Annotated in this window: 19 protein-coding genes; 6 read left to right on the top strand and 13 right to left on the bottom strand. The window is 42.8% G+C overall.

All coding sequences use genetic code 11. The features are described 5' to 3' along the window. Positions 1-39: 39 nt before the first annotated feature. Positions 40-1,179, bottom strand: coding sequence for an exodeoxyribonuclease VII large subunit (locus DIU38_RS16535; RefSeq protein WP_167516202.1), 1,140 nt, complete (start codon positions 1,177-1,179; stop codon positions 40-42). A gap of 204 nt (positions 1,180-1,383) precedes the next feature. Between DIU38_RS16535 and DIU38_RS16540 the strand changes: the two genes are divergently transcribed. Both DIU38_RS16540 and DIU38_RS16545 read left to right on the top strand, forming a co-directional pair. Beyond that, entirely contained in the window at positions 1,384-1,821 is a 438-nt protein-coding gene (locus DIU38_RS16540; protein WP_112654542.1) for a hypothetical protein, read from the top strand. A gap of 4 nt (positions 1,822-1,825) precedes the next feature. Next, on the top strand, positions 1,826-2,878 hold the full coding sequence (locus tag DIU38_RS16545) for a hypothetical protein (RefSeq protein WP_112654541.1): 1,053 nt from the start codon (positions 1,826-1,828) through the stop codon (positions 2,876-2,878). Positions 2,879-2,906: 28 nt separating this feature from the next. Here the strand turns inward: DIU38_RS16545 and DIU38_RS16550 are convergent, their stop codons facing one another. The 6 genes from DIU38_RS16550 to DIU38_RS16575 form a co-directional block, all read right to left on the bottom strand. Then, positions 2,907-3,803: a hypothetical protein gene (locus tag DIU38_RS16550; protein ID WP_112654540.1), complete on the bottom strand. Its 897-nt coding sequence runs from the start codon at positions 3,801-3,803 to the stop codon at positions 2,907-2,909. Next, a complete protein-coding gene (locus tag DIU38_RS16555; RefSeq protein WP_167516203.1) occupies positions 3,793-4,572 on the bottom strand; it encodes an esterase/lipase family protein in 780 nt (259 codons plus the stop codon). Before DIU38_RS16555 ends, DIU38_RS16550 begins: the two co-directional genes overlap by 11 nt. 169 nt (positions 4,573-4,741) lie before the next feature. Next, complete coding sequence (locus DIU38_RS16560) at positions 4,742-5,695, bottom strand: HNH endonuclease (protein WP_167516204.1); 954 nt, start codon at positions 5,693-5,695, stop codon at positions 4,742-4,744. Positions 5,696-5,754: 59 nt separating this feature from the next. Further along, a complete protein-coding gene (locus tag DIU38_RS16565; RefSeq protein WP_167516205.1) occupies positions 5,755-6,675 on the bottom strand; it encodes a hypothetical protein in 921 nt (306 codons plus the stop codon). Next, complete coding sequence (locus tag DIU38_RS16570) at positions 6,561-7,391, bottom strand: hypothetical protein (protein ID WP_149354114.1); 831 nt, start codon at positions 7,389-7,391, stop codon at positions 6,561-6,563. The genes DIU38_RS16565 and DIU38_RS16570 overlap by 115 nt, the downstream gene beginning before the upstream one ends. A gap of 446 nt (positions 7,392-7,837) precedes the next feature. Then, positions 7,838-8,836 carry a transposase gene (locus DIU38_RS16575; RefSeq protein WP_112657431.1) on the bottom strand — a complete coding sequence of 333 codons (999 nt, stop codon included), beginning with the start codon at positions 8,834-8,836 and terminating at the stop codon, positions 7,838-7,840. 267 nt (positions 8,837-9,103) lie between these two features. On the opposite strand from DIU38_RS16575, the gene DIU38_RS16580 reads away from it, so the two are divergent. Then, positions 9,104-9,703, top strand: a complete 600-nt coding sequence (locus tag DIU38_RS16580) for a hypothetical protein (protein ID WP_112658285.1) — start codon at positions 9,104-9,106, stop codon at positions 9,701-9,703. Positions 9,704-9,727: 24 nt separating this feature from the next. Here DIU38_RS16580 and DIU38_RS16585 read toward each other — a convergent pair whose 3' ends face one another. Continuing rightward, positions 9,728-9,940 (bottom strand): hypothetical protein, encoded by a 213-nt coding sequence (locus DIU38_RS16585; protein ID WP_112658287.1) that lies wholly within the window; start codon positions 9,938-9,940, stop codon positions 9,728-9,730. Positions 9,941-10,056: 116 nt separating this feature from the next. On the opposite strand from DIU38_RS16585, the gene DIU38_RS16590 reads away from it, so the two are divergent. The 3 genes from DIU38_RS16590 (at position 10,057) to tnpA (ending at position 13,821) form a co-directional block, all read left to right on the top strand. Further along, entirely contained in the window at positions 10,057-13,086 is a 3,030-nt protein-coding gene (locus DIU38_RS16590) for a type ISP restriction/modification enzyme (protein WP_112658289.1), read from the top strand. 99 nt (positions 13,087-13,185) lie between these two features. Next, entirely contained in the window at positions 13,186-13,620 is a 435-nt protein-coding gene (locus DIU38_RS16595; protein ID WP_112658291.1) for a hypothetical protein, read from the top strand. A 63-nt stretch (positions 13,621-13,683) separates the two neighbouring features. After that, positions 13,684-13,821 (top strand): IS66 family insertion sequence element accessory protein TnpA, encoded by a 138-nt coding sequence (gene tnpA, locus DIU38_RS34900; protein ID WP_407716483.1) that lies wholly within the window; start codon positions 13,684-13,686, stop codon positions 13,819-13,821. Positions 13,822-14,444: 623 nt separating this feature from the next. On the opposite strand, the gene DIU38_RS16605 is transcribed toward tnpA, so the two are convergent. The 5 genes from DIU38_RS16605 to hxlA all read right to left on the bottom strand — a co-directional run bounded on the left by DIU38_RS16605 (position 14,445) and on the right by hxlA (position 18,613). After that, entirely contained in the window at positions 14,445-14,738 is a 294-nt protein-coding gene (locus tag DIU38_RS16605; RefSeq protein WP_112658293.1) for a putative quinol monooxygenase, read from the bottom strand. 121 nt (positions 14,739-14,859) lie between these two features. Beyond that, positions 14,860-15,771 (bottom strand): PAS domain-containing protein, encoded by a 912-nt coding sequence (locus DIU38_RS16610; RefSeq protein WP_112658295.1) that lies wholly within the window; start codon positions 15,769-15,771, stop codon positions 14,860-14,862. A gap of 62 nt (positions 15,772-15,833) precedes the next feature. Continuing rightward, the gene (gene tnpC / locus DIU38_RS16615) at positions 15,834-17,348 is read right to left on the bottom strand and encodes an IS66 family transposase (RefSeq protein ID WP_149354115.1); all 1,515 of its coding nucleotides are present in this window, start codon (positions 17,346-17,348) and stop codon (positions 15,834-15,836) included. Between the two features lie 50 nt (positions 17,349-17,398). Continuing rightward, complete coding sequence (gene tnpB, locus DIU38_RS16620; protein WP_167516206.1) at positions 17,399-17,683, bottom strand: IS66 family insertion sequence element accessory protein TnpB; 285 nt, start codon at positions 17,681-17,683, stop codon at positions 17,399-17,401. A 297-nt stretch (positions 17,684-17,980) separates the two neighbouring features. Then, positions 17,981-18,613, bottom strand: coding sequence for a 3-hexulose-6-phosphate synthase (gene hxlA, locus DIU38_RS16630; RefSeq protein ID WP_112653289.1), 633 nt, complete (start codon positions 18,611-18,613; stop codon positions 17,981-17,983). Between the last annotated feature and the right edge of the window lie 7 nt (positions 18,614-18,620).

Below are 18,620 nucleotides of genomic sequence, written 5' to 3' on the forward strand. Positions count from 1 at the left end.
TGTCAAGAGGAAAACGTTTATGTCATCGAAACGACGATATTAATGATGTTGCAGCAAATAGACGATGACTAGGCCTGCAACAATGGCGATGATTACGGCAATCCAATTCACATTGCTCTTTTTTTCCAGCTCAGCGATACGACGCTCGTAAAGCGTTTGCTTTTCCTGTTGCAACTGGTTTAGTCCGCTGATTTTTTCCTCATACACTTTTTGCATATCGGCAGTGCTTTGCTTTTTCAGTTCATCGAGGTTGGTGACCTGCTGCTTCAGGTTCTCAATCTCCTTCTGGTATCGCGCAGATATTTGTTTTGTAACTGATTCAACCAACTGTGCCCGCGAATGCTGTGCTTCTTCTACAGTATGGTTGTAGGTGTCGTTCAGGAATTGTCCGAACTCCGAAGGTGTAATGAACGCTTTATCCGCTACTTTTTGCAGGAGCGTTACGTCATCCTTATGGCCGATGGCGGTCACGAACAATCCCTTAAGCGCGATTGCCCGCTCCGCGATATTCAGCTTATTAAAAATCTCCAGGTTCTCGCCGCCGCCGCGCGATACCACGATTATATCCGTGCCCGTGTCGTCCAGCTGTTTTAAGGTACTCTGTATTTCAGCTTCTGAACTGAGATTAATGCGATGAAAATCTAACTGATAAAAGGCGATAGACTCCCGCAGTTGATGCTTGATGTCGTTGTCGATAATCGCTGATTTGCCAATAATGACGCCAATCTTAAATGGATGTTCCAGTAGAATTTGCTCCTTGATCCAGCCCTGTACATCCCGGAAACCGGCTGCCGCCTTTCCCTGTTGAATTTCAATACGCTCCAATTCCTCATCCGAATACTTGTTCTGCGTTTGTCCGACCAATTCCGTTACCGTCAATTGGATCTCAATCCGGCTGGCATTGTTCACCACTCTCCGCGTGATATAACCATTGATGGTTACAGTTTTATTTTGTTGCAATTCATTCCTGATCAAAGCCGGTACCACCAGCGTGATCTGCGCATCCGTAGATTCGTCACGCAGGCTGTCGTAATAGCTACCATTATAGAAAGCCCCCTTACCCAGCACGAAAATACCGCGCAGCTGAATAATGCGCTGCGTCTGCTTCAGCGAAATAGAATTATTAAAAATATTTAATACTGCTGCCGGCGAGTAAATAATCGGTTCCTGGCTTTCCATAAACTGTAAAAATACCAAAATATCGTTTAAGATTTTTAGGGTAACCCCGATGTCGACGTATCCGAGCGGGTACAGGTCACACAATAACATCACGATCAATAAGAAAAAAGAACACCGCCGATAAAATCACCCGAGAAATTTAATAACGCAAATGCTCTTCACTCATAGCGTCCCGGATTCAATTGATTATAATATATTTGATTGATGGAAAATTTATTTGCTTCAAAAAATATTCAAATCGTCCCTATTGTGGATATGTATGAGTCTGAACTGTATTTTGCCTATACACCGAAGCTGTTGCAGCTTAATGTTTTTGTCGAATTTTTTGGGGTGAGCAAAAACGATGATGATGAGGTTCCCGAGGAAGTCGGCGTTTTCGCTAATTATTATGAAAACGGCGAAGTGTATACCTATGTGATTTTTTCCAGCCCCGAACTCTTAGGCCCCTTGCCCGTGTTCAGGATCATTGTGGATGCCGTTGAATTTATCGAAAATTCTAATTCCCATTCAGTTAAGGAATTGCTGAAGGAAATCGCGACCTCATCGGAGAAGATCGATAAAAGCCATCCTAACAATAAATATTATCAAAATGCGCTGTTCAAATACAACGCTGCGGAGCAACTGATCAATCATCTTGATTAACGCGATGGAACCCGAAAAAGAATGGCTGGATTTTTTAGACAAGTTAAGCCCGGAGGACAGGAATACTGCCATCGGAATTAGGCTTGGAAAAATTAGCCCACCTCCGGGGGGTATGATGATCCGGACCGTGGTAAAAATATCAAAATTAGGCACTCCCGAGGAAATGCGGGCCAGGATCGCCGCTGCTACGGGTTTTCCAATTGAAGCCATCAACATGGATAATATGGAGGCGCAACAACAGTCGGAGGATAGTAACTGGCTGGCTGTTGCTGCATTAACGCAGCCTTACCATGATTTACTGGACGCGCAACCGCAGGTGACGCCGGATAAGTACGAGGAACTTCTCGACGTTGGCCGTTTTGTTATCGATTCCGCCCTTCCGTTAACGTTGGTTGTGCCGGAAACGCCGACGCTTTACCCGGATTTTCTGCTAATGCGGGCGAATGAACAGATCGGCCTGGAACACACACGGCTAATCCGGCGGGAAGCTATACCCACTATAAAGGCTGCGAAACAATTTGTAGCAAATGCGCACAAGCTGCTGCTGAGCGCTAATCCGGATTTTTTTGGAACCGTTAACGTATTTATCGATTATAATCACCAGGTGGCTGGCGAGCATAATTTTGAGAACCGTAAATTCACTGTATCCGAACGGAAACAGGTGACGCAGCAGATCGCTGACTATATCTACAGCGTCGGAACAGGCGGCAACTTTCCTAAGCCGGCATTTATTGAAAAAGTCAGCTTTGTGCCTAATCCTGAGCCCCGGCTCGATGTCAACCTGTCCGAAAATTATCTGGCGAAAGCGGGATTCAGCGAACTGCTGTTGGACACGATCCGCCCAAAAGAATTGCTGGCAGAAACTTATCTTTCCTCAGCAGCTGTAAAAAATTGCTGGCTGCTCATCGTAATGGATGGGGTTAGCAGCTATTCAGGCTTTGACTTACTGACCGTTGCGTTCCCTGTAATAGCGCAGTCCAATTTTGAACGTATATATCTACTCGAAGCCATCAGCCACCGGGTCCGTTTGGTTTATCAAAAAGAAGCCGGTAACTGATCAACCACCATTTTATTTAATACGGTCGTCAACTTACCAGCATGTTCAGATGGATAGCCAATGCTTCCTCCAGATCTGCCAGTGTTTTAACCAAACCTTTTAGCCGGGCACTTTCAGTGGCTATAAACTGGCCCGGAAAATCAGTGTTACTAAAAAGCAGTTCGTCTAAATAATACTGGCACAGCGAGTTGGTTTCTTCAATAATTGCCTGCGCGGGGTAAATGTCCGGGTCAATATATCTTTGCATAAATTGCAGAAAATACGTGCGCAGCTGATCCGAATGTCTTGCATCTTCAAGCAGTTCCCGGATGAGGTCGATAAGCGTCAGGTATTCTTCATATCCCGTGAACGTTCTGTTGTCCATAAAATAATTATACAATACTGTGTTCTCCTGGCTGTCATTCCGAAGCACCCTGAAAAATTTACCGAGTGTATCCCCGTCCAGGGCTAAAAAATCGTGCAGGCAATCACTTTCTATAATGAAATCATAAACATTCAGGAATTTGATCATAACGCGGTAAAACACGTAAGGAGGTACGGCGAGCTCAATTCGCGTCCGCAGCCTTTCCAGTAATTGTAAAGGCAGGGTTGAGCGGTATTCAGTCAACAGATAAGCCCGAAGACCGCCCATCGTAAGCAGCTGCTCGGCTTCGCTGCCGATTTCTTCAAGATCATCGGTTTCAACAAACCGCGATGCAGCAGCCAGTTCCAAAATACTGTAGAAATCCAAAAGCTTATCCAAGGCATCCACCTTGTTTGAAATGCTTTTCTTCGTTTCCGTATCCTTAAACAGATTCACGACAAAATCTAAGGTAAATTCATCTTCTTCATGGGTCGCCAACGCGCCTTTCAGCGTTTGCACCGCCAATGCTGTAGCAGGCGTCTGCCGATACTTGACCATTAATTCTTTTAATTTAGCTTCCATATTGCAGCACAAATTTTTTAAGCGTGTCCAAAGGGGTCAGATAGCCATCGTTAGGTTTACACACATGCTTATGATCCTGATAATCTTCAATGATCGGTTCGGCATCCTTCAGGTATTCTTCATTGTTGACTACGTAATCCTCCAATGACCAGATCACTTGCCCGGCAATGGTGAACTCACCTTCGCTTCCGGCCTGGATCATTTTTGTTTCTTCTTTCAGCTCTTTCAGCCTGCAATTAGGCGAGCTGAGATCCACATCGTCGAGTGTTGGCGTACGAAAACGCTTCCAGCCGACGACAAATGGAATGACGCTTAGCATCTGTTGAACGGGCAGTAATGCTTTTGCGCCATTATGCGCCGGGGCGATCAGCATCAGTTTGCTGATCTTATGCCACGTATGATTTTTGCTGCGCGAAGACAGCATGGCCTTCCGGCTGACGATTGCGCCAAATGAATGCGCCACAAAAAAAATCTTCTTGTATTTGAAGCCCTCGGGACGTATGCTATACTTCAAATCTTCATCACGAAAAAAGTACCCGGAGAAAAAGGCGGGTTGCTCCAAAATCTCCTCCATCAGTAAATCCAGCAATATCGCGCTGGCACTCGCTTGTACTTTTTTAGAATCATAATGGTAAAACAACAGATCGAAACCCTTAAACTGTTTATCTAAAGTTAGATAACTATGGAAATCACTCCATGTTTTTAAGGGGTCACCACCGAAACCATGCACAAAAACTAGCAATTGTTCTTCCGGCTCATTGGCCAGCATAACCATCGATTTTCTTTTATGGAATTGGGGATATCTCGGTGAAGAATGATGTGTAGTGACAGGTTCCATTAGGCATATAATTTATATTCAGCTGCTAAATTTAATAATAAGCTCGGTATTCGACTATTTGTAGCCGTTTTTTTGAGATACGGGTATTGCTAATAGCCCTTCAATTTACGGCGATAGTTTCTACCGTACCCGTTCCATCCAGATCTACCAGTTCAAACGACATTGAATGGTCTTTAACCGGCGCGGTAAAACTGAAATCGATCAGTCTTAAATGGGTGGTCCCATAGCCGTCGCGTAAATCAAAAAGGTTGGGAAGGTATGGGATTTGTTTGATCGGGATCATCTTGCCCTGGTGGAACATAGGGACTGGGACGTCGAACTGGAAATTACCGTAATTAAGCCTAAAGATCATCGGCACCAGTTCCAGATCAGTCAGTTTCTTTCTTTTCAGTAAGGCTGCGCCAATGTGCGGGAAGCGGTCGCTGCTCCCTATCGCGCCATAGGCCAGCCAAAGCTTCGAAGTAGTAAAACGGGGGTCGTTCAGCGGTGCATTGAGCCAACTCATCGTGTCCGCGAAGGTAAGCAGTTGTGCGGCGGGCATAATGGTCAGCGCCATTTTTACCAGCGCCTTAAAAACATTTGCAGGAATAAAGGAAGGTACTTTTTGCGTGGCGGTCAAAGTCCTGGTTTTTTCGTCATGGTTCAATTGTTCCATGGGTATGCCCTGCCAGTCAATCATACCGCCATCGTTCACGATCTCGGTGCCGTCGGTCGTCTTGAATTTGGGATAACCTTTCTTGCCACGCACCCCGAACATGGTATGGTTAAGGTGCATAAAGCTGGCAAAATGCACTTCCAGTTCCCGCCCGAACCATCCGTTACAATCATCGCATTCGCAATGGGTGAACAGGCTCCCGTTCCCAATGAATTCTGGAAGCGCATGCGCACGTTTTTTAAAAGTAACTTCCGGTTTCTGTTTTCCGCAGAAACGGCACACAAAGCTGTTCCTTTCCAAAATGAGCGGTTTGCGGTCATCCTCATCGATCTTAAAACTCACCAGTACATCATATTCCTGCAGGAATTTACCGAAACCAAATAGGGTTTCACGGTTCATATCTGTCGTATTGTCTCCGGTGTTAAAATACATACCCAAATTTACGCATAATCCGGTGGCTATCCTTGCTTGTGAAATTTAATCTCCTGTTCTTTATCATAGCATAAATATTCCACTTTGTAAGTTAGTCTATCCTGTAAATGTTTCAGAAATGCCAGTTCATCTGTCGTGAGTGAAGCAGGCGAAACAATGATTAATTTGCGCACCTTAATCTTGCCGGAATGAGCGGCATAATCCAATAACTGCGCAATCGCATCACGGATATTGCGTCTGCCGGAAGCGGATGTTTTCACTTCATAGATCGTAATGGCCTGATTCGAGTGTTCGGTGACCACATCGGCAGGATTGCCCCGGAACCGCATACGGTCTATGCTCAAGTTGGCTTTAGCAACACTATATTTTGGGAGCAGGTATTGTTCCAGCGCTTCGACAATTTCGATATGCAGCTTTTCTATTGTGACCGACGCGTCGCTGGTCGTTTTATTGTATACAGCCGTCTGGCTGGCTTTGCCTGCAACAAACACAGTCTCGTCATCTTCCGGCTCATTTTGAAAAACAGTTTCGATATCGCCTTCAAATTCATAAGGCTGAAAGCGTTTAAACTTTTCCAGGTCAAAATCCGGTTGTAAGACCGGCTCATCCAAAAAGTCCAGATCAGCTAGTTCGAAACGGGCCACAGCGACAAAAGGGTGATCATCCATACCCTTACGGTCGGCATTGATTCGCACAATCTCATTAAACATATCTGCCTGATAACGCCCGATGACAGGTTGAATAATATCCTGTGCAGTCTGGTCATGTTTGATAACTTCGACGTTCCGAATTTTTCCGACATAGTAAACCAAATTCGCCGTTTTTTCTTTTTTTACGGTGTAAAAGTGTACCTCCGCAAAAGCATCGGTTCCGGCTTTGGCATGCTGAATGCCCGGATATAACCATATTGATAGCCGCCAATACGATATCGCGGATTTAACAGCCATTCCTCGTGACCGAAGCCATACTGATTTTCAAAAGGTATATTTCTCTTGCCCTGGTTAGCCTTTCTCCAGCGGTGCGCGCTGGGCAGCTCCCAATGGTTTTCATTCGAGGTCAGCCGGGTAAATATCCGCGTCGTCGCTGCCGGTTTCTTTTGAAGTACCACGTACTCGTAAATGGGCAGGAGCCGGTCAAAGGCTGCAAGGATGGTTTGCAGATCGGCATCGTTCAGGCTGGAATAGGCTTTCTGGATGATCCCGCCAAGGCAAATAAAATTACCGTATTGAAACCATTGGTCATTGAGCTGGGTTGCTGCCTGGTTTGCCGAACGCTTGCCCTGGTGAAAATACCAATGCCGGAAATTTTTGAACCAGGCCGGGTGAACCATTAGACATTGGTTGAACCGCTGCTTAAAGGCTTTGAGGTCATGAACAGGATTGGTCAGACTGCGGCTGGGTTCCAGGGAAAAACAAAGGCCGTAACGGGTCACCCGTTTGGTCCCGATCCATTCTTCACCTACATTAAACTGCATTTCATCCCTGCCGCCAAAGTGAAAGAAGTATTTATCTGCGCCATCAAAAATAGTGGCCTTGGTAAACAGGTCGCCGGGCAATTGTTTTTTATGTAAGTATTGCTTGCGAAGCCCAGGGAGGTCGGCTATAGCAAAGCCACTATTCCTGGCTTTATTGTTCAAACTGGCAGCTAATTGGGCAAGCGTCATAAGGAACGGGATTTTAGGAATGCTAAAATTAGGCAATAAAAAGAGCTTTTTATAACCTGGGCATTGCCTTCGGCCCGCGCTGTCCTCTATATCTTTTTTTCCTGAAAAAGGATGCCGTTGCCATCGCTAATGCGGCACGACCTGTCCATATTTACCGGTTGCTTTTTTACACGATAAAAACGGCTTGCCAAACCATTTCACTTTTTTAACCGCAAAGGTAAAGCCCGCTGCGCCGCCGTCAAGGGTCTATGAACCCCGCACCGGCCGGTATTCTAAGACTTTTCCAAATAATATTTCTTCATCTTAACTCGACAACAAAATTCTCATTTTGGCCGGAACCCGTCAAGGGTACATAAACAGCGCAGCCGCACAAGCCCGCCCTTCGCTGCCCTTGACAGAACCCGTCCAAAATAAGGGGAGTTGTTTAAGAGTTAAGATGATAAGCCCTAAGCTGCATATTTCATCAGATCTACATAGCCCGAGCCGCGATTGACAACAGCAAACATTCTGGAAATGATCTTGTTGCGTATAACATTTAGTGTACTCATCTTATTTTTCCCCTCGCTCACTCTTCTTTTATAATAGCTTTTCATCTCTGGATTATATGCGCAAGCACATATAGCCACCATGTGGATTAATTTTTTTAGTTGCTTGTTGGATAAACTACTGACTCGTGTTCTTCCTTTTATACTCGTGCCAGATTGGTGTTCAAAAGGAGCAGTTCCCACATAGCAGGCGAACTTTCGCCAGGTAGCAAAACGGGTAAAGTTGTGCGTATAAGCAATCATATTTGCGGCCAGTACAGGTCCTACACACTTAATACTGGTCAGTAATTGATAGTTTAATTTAACTGCTTCATCACTTTCTATAACCGCCTTTATTTGTTCTTCAATCTTTTTAACTTGAACCGTTAGGTTCATTATCAGGCTTTTATAAACTTGAAATATCCCCTTGTGCTCTTTTCCTTCCAATGCCTTTTTCTGTTCTTTCCATGTGGCTTCATACCCTCCACGATCACATACCAAGCGATTTCGTAATGTAAGCAGCGACTGAAGTTTGAGAATACTTTTAGCTGGTAATAGAGTTGCCTGAATGGTTTCGCGGTGTAGCCAAGCATATTCAGCGATTCTTTGTGCATCGATCTGGTCATTCTTTCCTCTTCTGATCCCTATAGATTGTTTAATCTGAAGCGCAGGAAGCATGGCGAATGGGATTCCAATATCATTTAGATAAGTGGCAAGTTTAATTGAATACATACCGGTATGCTCGAAGCATATGATCATCTCCGCCGGTTCCGATTGTTTACTATGCTTTTTTACCCAACTTAAAAATAAAGCAAATCCTTTTTCCTCGTTACTGAATGTTTTGGAGGCACCGATTCCGTGCAGGTGGACATCAATAGTAAGCTTTGATACATCGATGCCGATAAATACTTTGTATTTCATACTAAATAAATTAATGTGATGTACTCAGACTAAAACCTTTATAAGACCTGGTGTCTAAAATTCTAACTTGTCATTGACATCGACTTGTGACTCGAAACAGGGACTAATACGGGCCATAGGTCTTTAGCCTGGGCCTTGACTTGGTTCACCCTATTCTTTGTCAGCAAGATACTTTCAATAATAATCACAAAGCAAATCTAAAGGGCCCTTGACAACAGCACACCCAGCTTTTAAAACCCTTGCATTAAAAAACTAAAATGTAATGTTATGGAAAGCCTGGTATTAAATCTTCAATCAAAAAAACAAATCACAACCTACATGAAGGACAACCACTTCATGGCTTATGAAAAGGGTATCTTTCAAGAAATGATCGCTGCTATTGAAGCAAAGGATCAAATTCAACTCGACTGGTTTCGCAGTTTTGGTGATTCATTTCGAACAATAACGATGAATGTACATGCCCATCGCAAAGGGTTAGAATTTGGATTTACCGAAATCAGTTTTGACAAATACGGATGGTTCACCAGGCCTGTATTTTTAGACAGGGAAGAATTGACATTTGGCGATACCAGCCGCTACGGCAATCACAGCCTGATCTATCTCGGCAGAGGTGAAAACCACGTTTGGACTTATGGCATGAATTATAGCTACGGTGTTGCCGGTGGTTGTTACGGACTATCTGTTTACGGCAAACAATTCAAAAGCCGCCAGGATGCTTTGAGCTTTGCGCTAAATGAACTAAAAACCATGATGACCAAAAAGATCGGCAGCACTGATACTACCAACGACAAACAACCAGTCATCTTGGCTACGTTGCGCGACATTGAAAAGCTTCTGTTTGGTTTAGTACAGCTTACTCTCTTTTGAGAGGACAGACGCATTAAAAATCGTTTAATTTGCTTTTTTTTTAGTGATTTTTAACAAGTCAAAGCTTACCCATTTATTTACCCTGTCAATAACCAGTTCCGGGTCTTCAAAAAAATTAATGAGTACCTGTCTATTTTCTTTATTAACTGCTTTAACAGGGGAGGTAACTTTATTAACGGGTGATATAAAGTCAACGATGTCGCCTTCTTCCACGTTGTCTATAGCTTCATTTTCCATAACGATGGGTTTTTAATTCACAATATCGGATTAATAGTTTAATAGGCAGTAATTAAATATTGTTGGATGAAGCGCTTTATTTATTAGTTTTAAAGTTGATACCATAATTCACTCTAATGAGCCTATTCTCCATCCATCAATACCAAAAAGAAGTCGAAAATATTATCCATTATGGTGGCACCAAAAAAGAAACTGCGATAAGAAATGCTTTTCATAGTTTATTAAATGAATACGCAAAGGCCAAAAATCTAATTTTGGTACCCGAGGTAACCATAAAGGCGAACAACAGCAATAAAAAAGTCACACCTGATGGCACACTGAAGGATATATTAAGACAAGATTGGGGGTATTGGGAAAGTAAGGATGAAATCGATAATATAGATGAGGAAATTAGGAAAAAATTTGACAAAGGCTATCCTCGGGAAAATATCATTTTTGAAGATAGTCAAACAGCGGTATTGTTCCAAAATGGCAGTGAGTTATTAAGGGTATCCATGAAGGACGGAGACGCACTCCACCAACTAATCACCACGTTTATTAGCTTTGAGCGCCCGGAAGTGAGGCATTTCCGTCAGGCCATTGAATTATTTAAACAGGATATTCCAAATGTAACTTCTGCTTTAAGAAAGATCATTGAAAAAGCGGAAAAGGAAAATAAAGAATATAAAAAGCTAAGCAGGAAATTCCTGAAGCTATGCCACGATAGCATTAATCCCAATGTCACTGAAGACGACATCCGGGAAATGATCATTCAGCATATCCTGACGGAAGATGTGTTCAACACCATTTTTGACGAAAACCAATTTCACCGCGAAAATAATATCGCGCGGGAACTAGAGAAAGTGATCCATACCTTTTTCACTGGCAGCATTCGTAAAGCGGCATTATCAGGGATTCAGCATTATTACCAGGCAATTAACGCTGCCGCTGCCGGAATAGCTGATCATCATGAAAAACAGAAATTTCTAAAAGTCATCTATGAGACTTTTTACAAAAGTTATAACCCCAAGGCTGCCGACCGTTTAGGTGTAGTTTATACGCCTAATGAGATCGTCCACTTTATGATCACAAGCACTGATTTTTTACTTCACAAACATTTCAATAAATTCCTTGAGGATAGAAATGTTGAAATATTAGATCCGGCAACCGGAACAGGTACATTTATTTGCGACATCATCGACTATATCAAAAAAGATAAGCTGGAACATAAATACAAACATGAACTCCACGCTAATGAGGTTGCTATCCTACCTTATTATATCAGCAATTTGAATATTGAATTTACTTACACCCAAAAAATGGGTAAATATGAGGAATTCAATAAACTTTGTTTTGTAGATACACTTGATAATTTGGGATTTAATTTTACAGGTAAACAGACCAGCCTCTTTGCTCCCCTGTCTGAAGAAAATAGCCTGCGGATTATCAAGCAAAATAGCCGGAAGATTTCCGTGATCATTGGCAACCCTCCTTATAATGCTAACCAGCTTAATGAAAATGAGAACAACAAAAACCGTGAGTATCCCGAAATTGACAAAAGGATAAAAGAAACCTTTATAAAATATAGCACAGCACAAAAAACTAAAGTCTACGATATGTATGCCAGGTTTTACCGGTGGGCATTCGATAGGTTACAGGACAATGGAATTGTATCATTTATAACAAATAGAAGCTTTATTGACAGCCGGACTTTTGATGGCTTCAGAAAGGTGATCCAAACAGAATTTGACTTTTGTTATGTCATTGATACAAAAAGCGATGTAAGGGCAAATCCCAAAATTGCAGGCACGACACATAATGTATTCGGCATCCAAACAGGCGTTGCTGTTATGTTTCTGGTCAAAAAAGCAGAACGGGTTAAAGGAAGCCAATGCAGCATTTTTTACACCAGCATGGAGGATGAGTGGCGTAAGGAAGATAAATTACAGTGGTTCACGGAAAATTCCTTGGTGAATATTCCTTTTATTCATATCGAACCAGACAAAAATAACAGTTGGGTGAATATATCCGAAAATGATTTTGGAACATTGATCCCCGTTTGTGATCGTGCTGTAAAAGCCGGTAAAAGTAAAAAAGCCATATTCAAAGAATTTACCATAGGATCAAATACAGCTAGGGATGAATGGGTGTATAGTATAAACCAGACAAGTTTACAGGACAAGCTGGAATACTTTATCAGGAGTTATAATTATAAACTGACTCAAAAGGGAGATCCGACCAGCGAACCAGATATTAAATGGACAAGAGGACTAAAACAAAGGTTTGAAAAAAAACTCCCCTTAAAGTTAGATGAATCGAAATTTATCACGGCATATTACCGGCCTTATATTAAACGCTTTCTCTATCATTCGCCCGATCTGATTGAAATGCCTTCGTTACTACCCAAACTTTTGTTAAGCGGGAACATATTTATTACTTTTTCGGGATCAAGTCATTCAAAACCATTCCAAACACTAATAGCTGATAACGTCTTCAGTTTTGACTTTTTAGAAAAGACCACCGGCTTACCTTTGTTTACTTACGATAGTACCGGCAATAAACAGGAAAATGTGACAGACTGGGCATTAAATCAATTTGTAAAACAGTACAAAACGAAGAAAATAAAAAAGGAAGATATTTTTAATTATACCTACGCTGCATTGTTTAATCCAACCTACCGGACAAAATATGCACTCAACTTAAAAAGAGACTTTCCAAGATTGCCTTATTACGAGGATTTTTTTCAGTGGGCGGAATGGGGCAAACAATTAATTGATCTGCATTTGAATTTTGAAAAGATCGAGCCTTATGATTTGAAGGAGGATAGTATTGACACCAAGGAATCCCCCAAACCAAAGCTGAAGGGAATTAAGGAGCAGGGGATAATTATTATTGACGAGAATACCCAAATTTCGGGTATACCAACGAGTGCCTGGGAATATAAACTTGGAAATAGAAGTGCGTTAGAATGGCTGTTAGATCAGTATAAAGAAAGCAAGTCAAAAGATGCTACTATAGCAGAAAAGTTTAGTAACTACAGGGTTATCGACTATAAGCCTCAATTAATTGATTTGATAAAAAGGGTCTGTGCGGTAAGCGTTAAAACGATGGATATTATCGACCTCATGACAAATACAGCTTCCTCTCCCGAGTATCCAGTATTGTAGGTATTGTTAGTTCCGTCATCTTAATTTAGTATTTTAGCTTATCTATTGGGGCGGTCAATTTTTCATTTGTTGTATGCGCCATATTTTTGATGTTAGTTTATGGCGAAAGACGCGAAGTATATACCCTTTCCTTTATACCTTATTTCAGGCCTTCCAGGTAACCTGGACGAGATATTTGATTACGGTATTTCTAAATTTGCCAAAATGGTAGAATATACCGACTTGTCAACAGCCTACCGGCAGGTGCTCTATACCTATTATCGCGGCAACCTGCCTGCACCCTTACTCCGTAAAATTAATTTCCTGGCTGAAGAAGAAGCTTTTATTCCTGACGAGGACTATAATGGATTTACAGGGGACGGGCAGGAATTTAATCCGGAAACGGGGATGGATGAATTTACGCAGGCGGGTGAACAGGATGAGGATTTCCGGCAGGCTTGTATCGATTACTGGCAGATGCAGCAGGCGATGAAGATATTGAAGCTGAACGGCGGTGATATGTATCCGCCCTACCAAGTACATCTGAATAGATGATTTTCAGGTTTTAGCTTTGCCTGTATGAATAATTTGAAAGAAAAGCGCAGTGCTATGTCACCGATGATCGACGATTGGCAATCCAGCGGCAAGTCAAAGAAGCAATATTGTCTGGAAAAGGGTATCATTGAGACGAAGTTTTATTATTGGTATTCTCGGAACAATGATACCGAGCGTATTCCGCGGGGATTTATTCCATAGAGAAGTCTTCAGGCACCAAGGAGATAGAAATATTTTACCCCAACGGAGTCAAACTGAAAGTTAATGGCGACCCGTTGCTTTTATCTCAGTTGATCCGTTGTACACCAATAACTGAAGTCTGAACAATCAAATAATGAGTACATTAATATCAATAATTGGGACTAGGAACACAAGTTCGGGTCCCATTTCTTTTTCTGGGTTATGATCAGAAAGACTATGCAATAATCAAAATTAGAACCTTCATTTTTTGAGACAATCTTTTTTATTGTGATTTAGTACATCAATTAATACTGATATCATAGTATAAATATATCTATAAGACTTATTGGAAATTACATACCGCTAAAAGAAAATCGAGTTAGTTATCTTCTTTTCTGAGACATTTGTTGTCTCGTTTTAACTATACGTGATTTCTGCTGGCTTTCTCATCTTTTTAGTATCCTGTATCTATTTTAAGAAAGTTCCTTATCGTCTAATTTATCGATCGCGGTCATTTTTTTTCCGAACGAATTTAACGTTTTGCTTAGGAATTAACGCTTCCAACGCAACAAATCGAAACACCTACAAGAGGTTTAAGTCCTGATCCAGTGGAAACACTGGATCAGGACTTTTTATTTTAAAGTTCATTTAACAGCTAGCAAATCTACTTTTTCAATGACTGGTGTCGCTGTAAGTAAATCTGGAGCCTGCGCCATCAACGCTTTGGCGATCGCGCCGCCCAGATGCGCTTCGCGACCGGCTTCATCGGCGAAAGTGTCAAAGATACCGAAGGTAGACGGCCCGATCTGCAGGGCATACCAGCGAATGGTGCCAGGTTCAGCTTCGGCCAAAGGCAACGCGCTTTTCAAGAATTCAGCTACTTCCTTTTCTTTACCTGGTTTGGCCTCCAGCCTTGCCAGTAATGCTAATTTTTCCATTTGACTTGTTTTTAATATAAGTGGTCGGCGGCAATTTACCGTCACCATAAAAGCCACACAAATAGTGCCACGTTCTAGCAATACCTAATTAGAACGAACCTATTCTATATTTCTAAACTGATCAGATCAGGTCATCCGTCAATCCGGTAATCTCCATGATCACTTTGTCGAGCTGTTCTGCCGATATTTTTAGCTTTGAAATGATCTCCGCATTGGGGGAATCATTTAGGTCGCAAAGCTGGACAAGCCCCAGGATACTTGCCACTGGAACGCGGACGCGGTGCGACTGTATCCAGGCGATCTCCCGCAGGCGCTTGTTCTGGTCCTCAATTTTATGCAAATGCTCCTGTGACTCGGTGATATCCCGCACCAAGCAATTTACGCCGATTACCACATCATGCAGGTCACGGATCGGGTTAAAGTTAAGTTCCTCGTAAACTTTTTTGCCTTCGATCTCCCGCTCTCGGACGAGGCTGAAGGCCTCGTCTGTAAAGGCCCGCTCATAACTTTCAAAAAAAACCTTCAGCCTTTCCTCTACAAAATCCGCATTGGTGACTTCATCTTCATTTTTATCGGTCAGCTTTTTTACACGGTCCCAGAAAGCCTGGTTACCGGTAATGATCTGGGATTGCCGGTCGACCGACCAGATCAGGTCGCGGGTATTGTTAATGATCGCCCGGAGATTCTGCCCGTCATTATAGATCTTTTCTTGTATCTTTTTTTGTTCGGTGATATCCACAAAATAGACAACGATACCGTCCTTCGTCGGGTAAACGTTCATGGAGCCCCAGACGCCCAGCGGTGCGTAGCATTCTTCAAAATGCACACTGACCCTTTCGTTCATGGCTCGCTCGTATTCTTGGTAAAAGCGCCCTTCCCGGGACCGTGGGAAAAAATCCCAGAGGTTCTTGCCCATCACCTCTTCCCTGGTACAGCACAGCGCCTGTTCGGCGGCTCTATTCATAAAAGTCACTTCCCAGTTCTTGTTCAGCGCGTAAAAGCCATCCGTAATGCTATCGAGCATGTTCTCCATCTCAGCGGATTTCTCCAGGAGGACCTGCTCGGCCGTATCCGCCCTACGAACTACATATTTGATTAACGGCTTATATTTTTAAAGTTCTGAGGATATAGCTCTTTTATGTTTTTGTGGTTTATGGACATGATGTTTTCCAAGGTGTATCTGAGCCATTGGAAGGTGTTTACTTCGTGTTTTTTGCATATGGCACAAAAAGAGTAAATCATTGCCGCCCTTTGCGCTGCCTCATGGCTTCCAGCGAAGAGGTAATTCTTTCTGCCCAGGGCGATAGGCCTGATTGCATTTTCGACCGGATTGTTGTCAATACGTAGCGAGCCGTCATACAGGTATGCAGACAAGGCATCCCATCTGGCATAAGCATAGGCCATGGCCTTGCCGACCTGGCTCTTTGGCAGCGTACTCTTTATTTCCTGGAATATCCATTTTCCCATTTCATTGATTATAGGAAGAGATTCCTTAAGGCGAAGTTCCTTGATCTGCGCAGTATCCAGCTGCCCCTCCCTGGCTATTCTTTCTACAGCATATAGTTTTTGAATCAGCAGCAGTGCTTTTTCTGCCTTGGATCTATCATTATCCAATGCTTTTTCAAACTCCCTGCGGGCATGTGCCCAACAGGCCAGATGGGTGATATCTTTGCTGCGTGCATATTTTTCGTATACAACATATCCGTCGGTTTGGAGATAACCTTTAAAGTTTCCAAGGATGGGTAATGGCGCAAGCTGGCCACGAGTGGGGCTATAGTCAAAAAGTACCGTTCCCTCCAATGGGGCATGGTAAACCCAATAATAGCCTTGATGGGCTGCACCTTTTTTATCGCTGTCCAACACCTTTATGGGTGTTTCATCAACCTGTAAATATCCTTTTGATTTCGTATCGAAGACCAGCTGCTGGTAAAGCGGTTCGAGCTTAAAGAGCGCTTCCTTTGTCCAACCTTCGATGGTCAAGGAAGCGAGCTGTATATTTTCCCTTGCAAAGCGTTGTTTTTGTCGGTATAAGGGAAGGTGGTCAACGTACTTATCCACCAGTATGGAAGCTAACAGACCAGCTCCGGGAATACCTTTGTCAATTACTCGCTCTGGAAGCTCGGCGATCTTTACGCCTTCACCGTTTTTAGCGGCATATTTATAGCGGATGTACCTTTTGATAAAGAATCGTGCGGGCTCGCATTCCAATTCTTCGGTAACTTCCTTGCCGATACACACCATAGCTGAAAGGTCACCTTCAGGGTGTATTTCGATTTCTTCAACAGGTAAATGTTCGGGCAGTTTTGCACGTCCATGGTGGTTTGGCCGTTTGCGTATGTATTCAATCTTTTCTTTGATTGATTCCTGTTGCTGGGCTACAGCTATTGCATCGGCTTCAAAGGGTAGTAGCGTTTGGTTAGGATCACCTTCAAAACGCTCACGTTTCTGTCCGAACTGCATGCGCTTGAACATTTCGACCTGTGATTTCAAATAATCCCGTTCCTGCACCAGCGAACTGTTCAGAGAAGTTAGCGAATCTATTTTTTCATCGCGACTGGAAATAACCTTTAAAAGGTCCTCTTTCGATAGATTTTCCAGTGCCGTTTCCATACGCTAAAAATACAGATTTACCAGCGATTTAACAAGAGAAAAGCCTGTTTTTACACTAATGAATAACGTTTTTTCTGAATACTCTTTACAACATGAATACCCTCTACCATCAGTACCAGATAGCTCCATGACATTTCATTTCCTCCGTCTTTTGGACTAAGAAAAGTGCCCTGTTCCAGCCGTTTGTAATAGAGAACAAAACCGCCACTTTCCCAATGTAGTAGTTTGATGTGTGTACGACTGCGGTTCAAAAAGACGAACACTTCGCAACTGGTGGGACTGCGCTGCAGGCCGGAGCTGACTAATCCGCACAGCCCATCAAAACTTTTACGCATATCACAATGCCCCGAATAAAGATAAAAACGATGCGAAGATCCTAGTGAGAACATCTTAATACAGACGGATCAACTGAGCTAAAAGCGGCAGGTCGACATTAACTTTTAGTTTTACTCCGTTTGGGTAAAAAACTTCTATCTCCCTGATCATCAATTAAGTTTTCTAAAGCAGAACCATATCACCCAAACTTATAACCAAGTTTAAAAAATGCCCTATAATAGTTTAAAGTTTGCAGTCTATAAAAAACGCCTTCCAAAGTTTGAAAAGCGTTTAAATTTGTCTTGTACTAAAAATGTTTATACTGCATCTATAGCTTCGCGCAAGGCTTTAGCTGCTGCTGCTGGATCCTTTGCTGCGTAAATGGCTGCACCTGCAACCGCTATCTGCGCGCCAGCTTTGATCACAGAGGTAATGTTGCTCAAGTTAACCCCACCCGCTACAGAAACGGGTACACCGGCTCTTGCTGCTTCATCGATCAGTACCTGGATAGAATAACCTGCTGTCCATTGTTCATCTAATCCGGCGTGTAGTTCCACAAACTCAACACCTAATTCAATTACTTCCTGTGCACGTTTCACACGGTCAGGATAACCAATGGTATCTACTACCACACCTTTGCCATGTGCCTTTGCTGCTTTAACTGCACCAATGATGGTTGCGTTACCTGCTGCGCCCATTACGGTAACCAGATCTGCACCTGCTTTAAACGCGATATCAGCTTCCAATTCACCGGCATCAGCCGTTTTCAGGTCAGCGAAAACCAATTTATCCGGATGCGCTTTTTTCATTGCTGTAATAACAGCTGATCCCATGTTCTTGATTAGTGGGGTACCCAGCTCAATAATGTCTACATAAGGTGCAACTTTTGCTGCAAGCGCTAATGCTTCGTCGGTTGTCAATAAGTCTATTGCTACTTGTAATTTTGCCATTTTATTA

Source organism: Mucilaginibacter metallidurans, from assembly GCF_003286435.2.
Lineage (GTDB): Bacteria > Bacteroidota > Bacteroidia > Sphingobacteriales > Sphingobacteriaceae > Mucilaginibacter > Mucilaginibacter gossypii.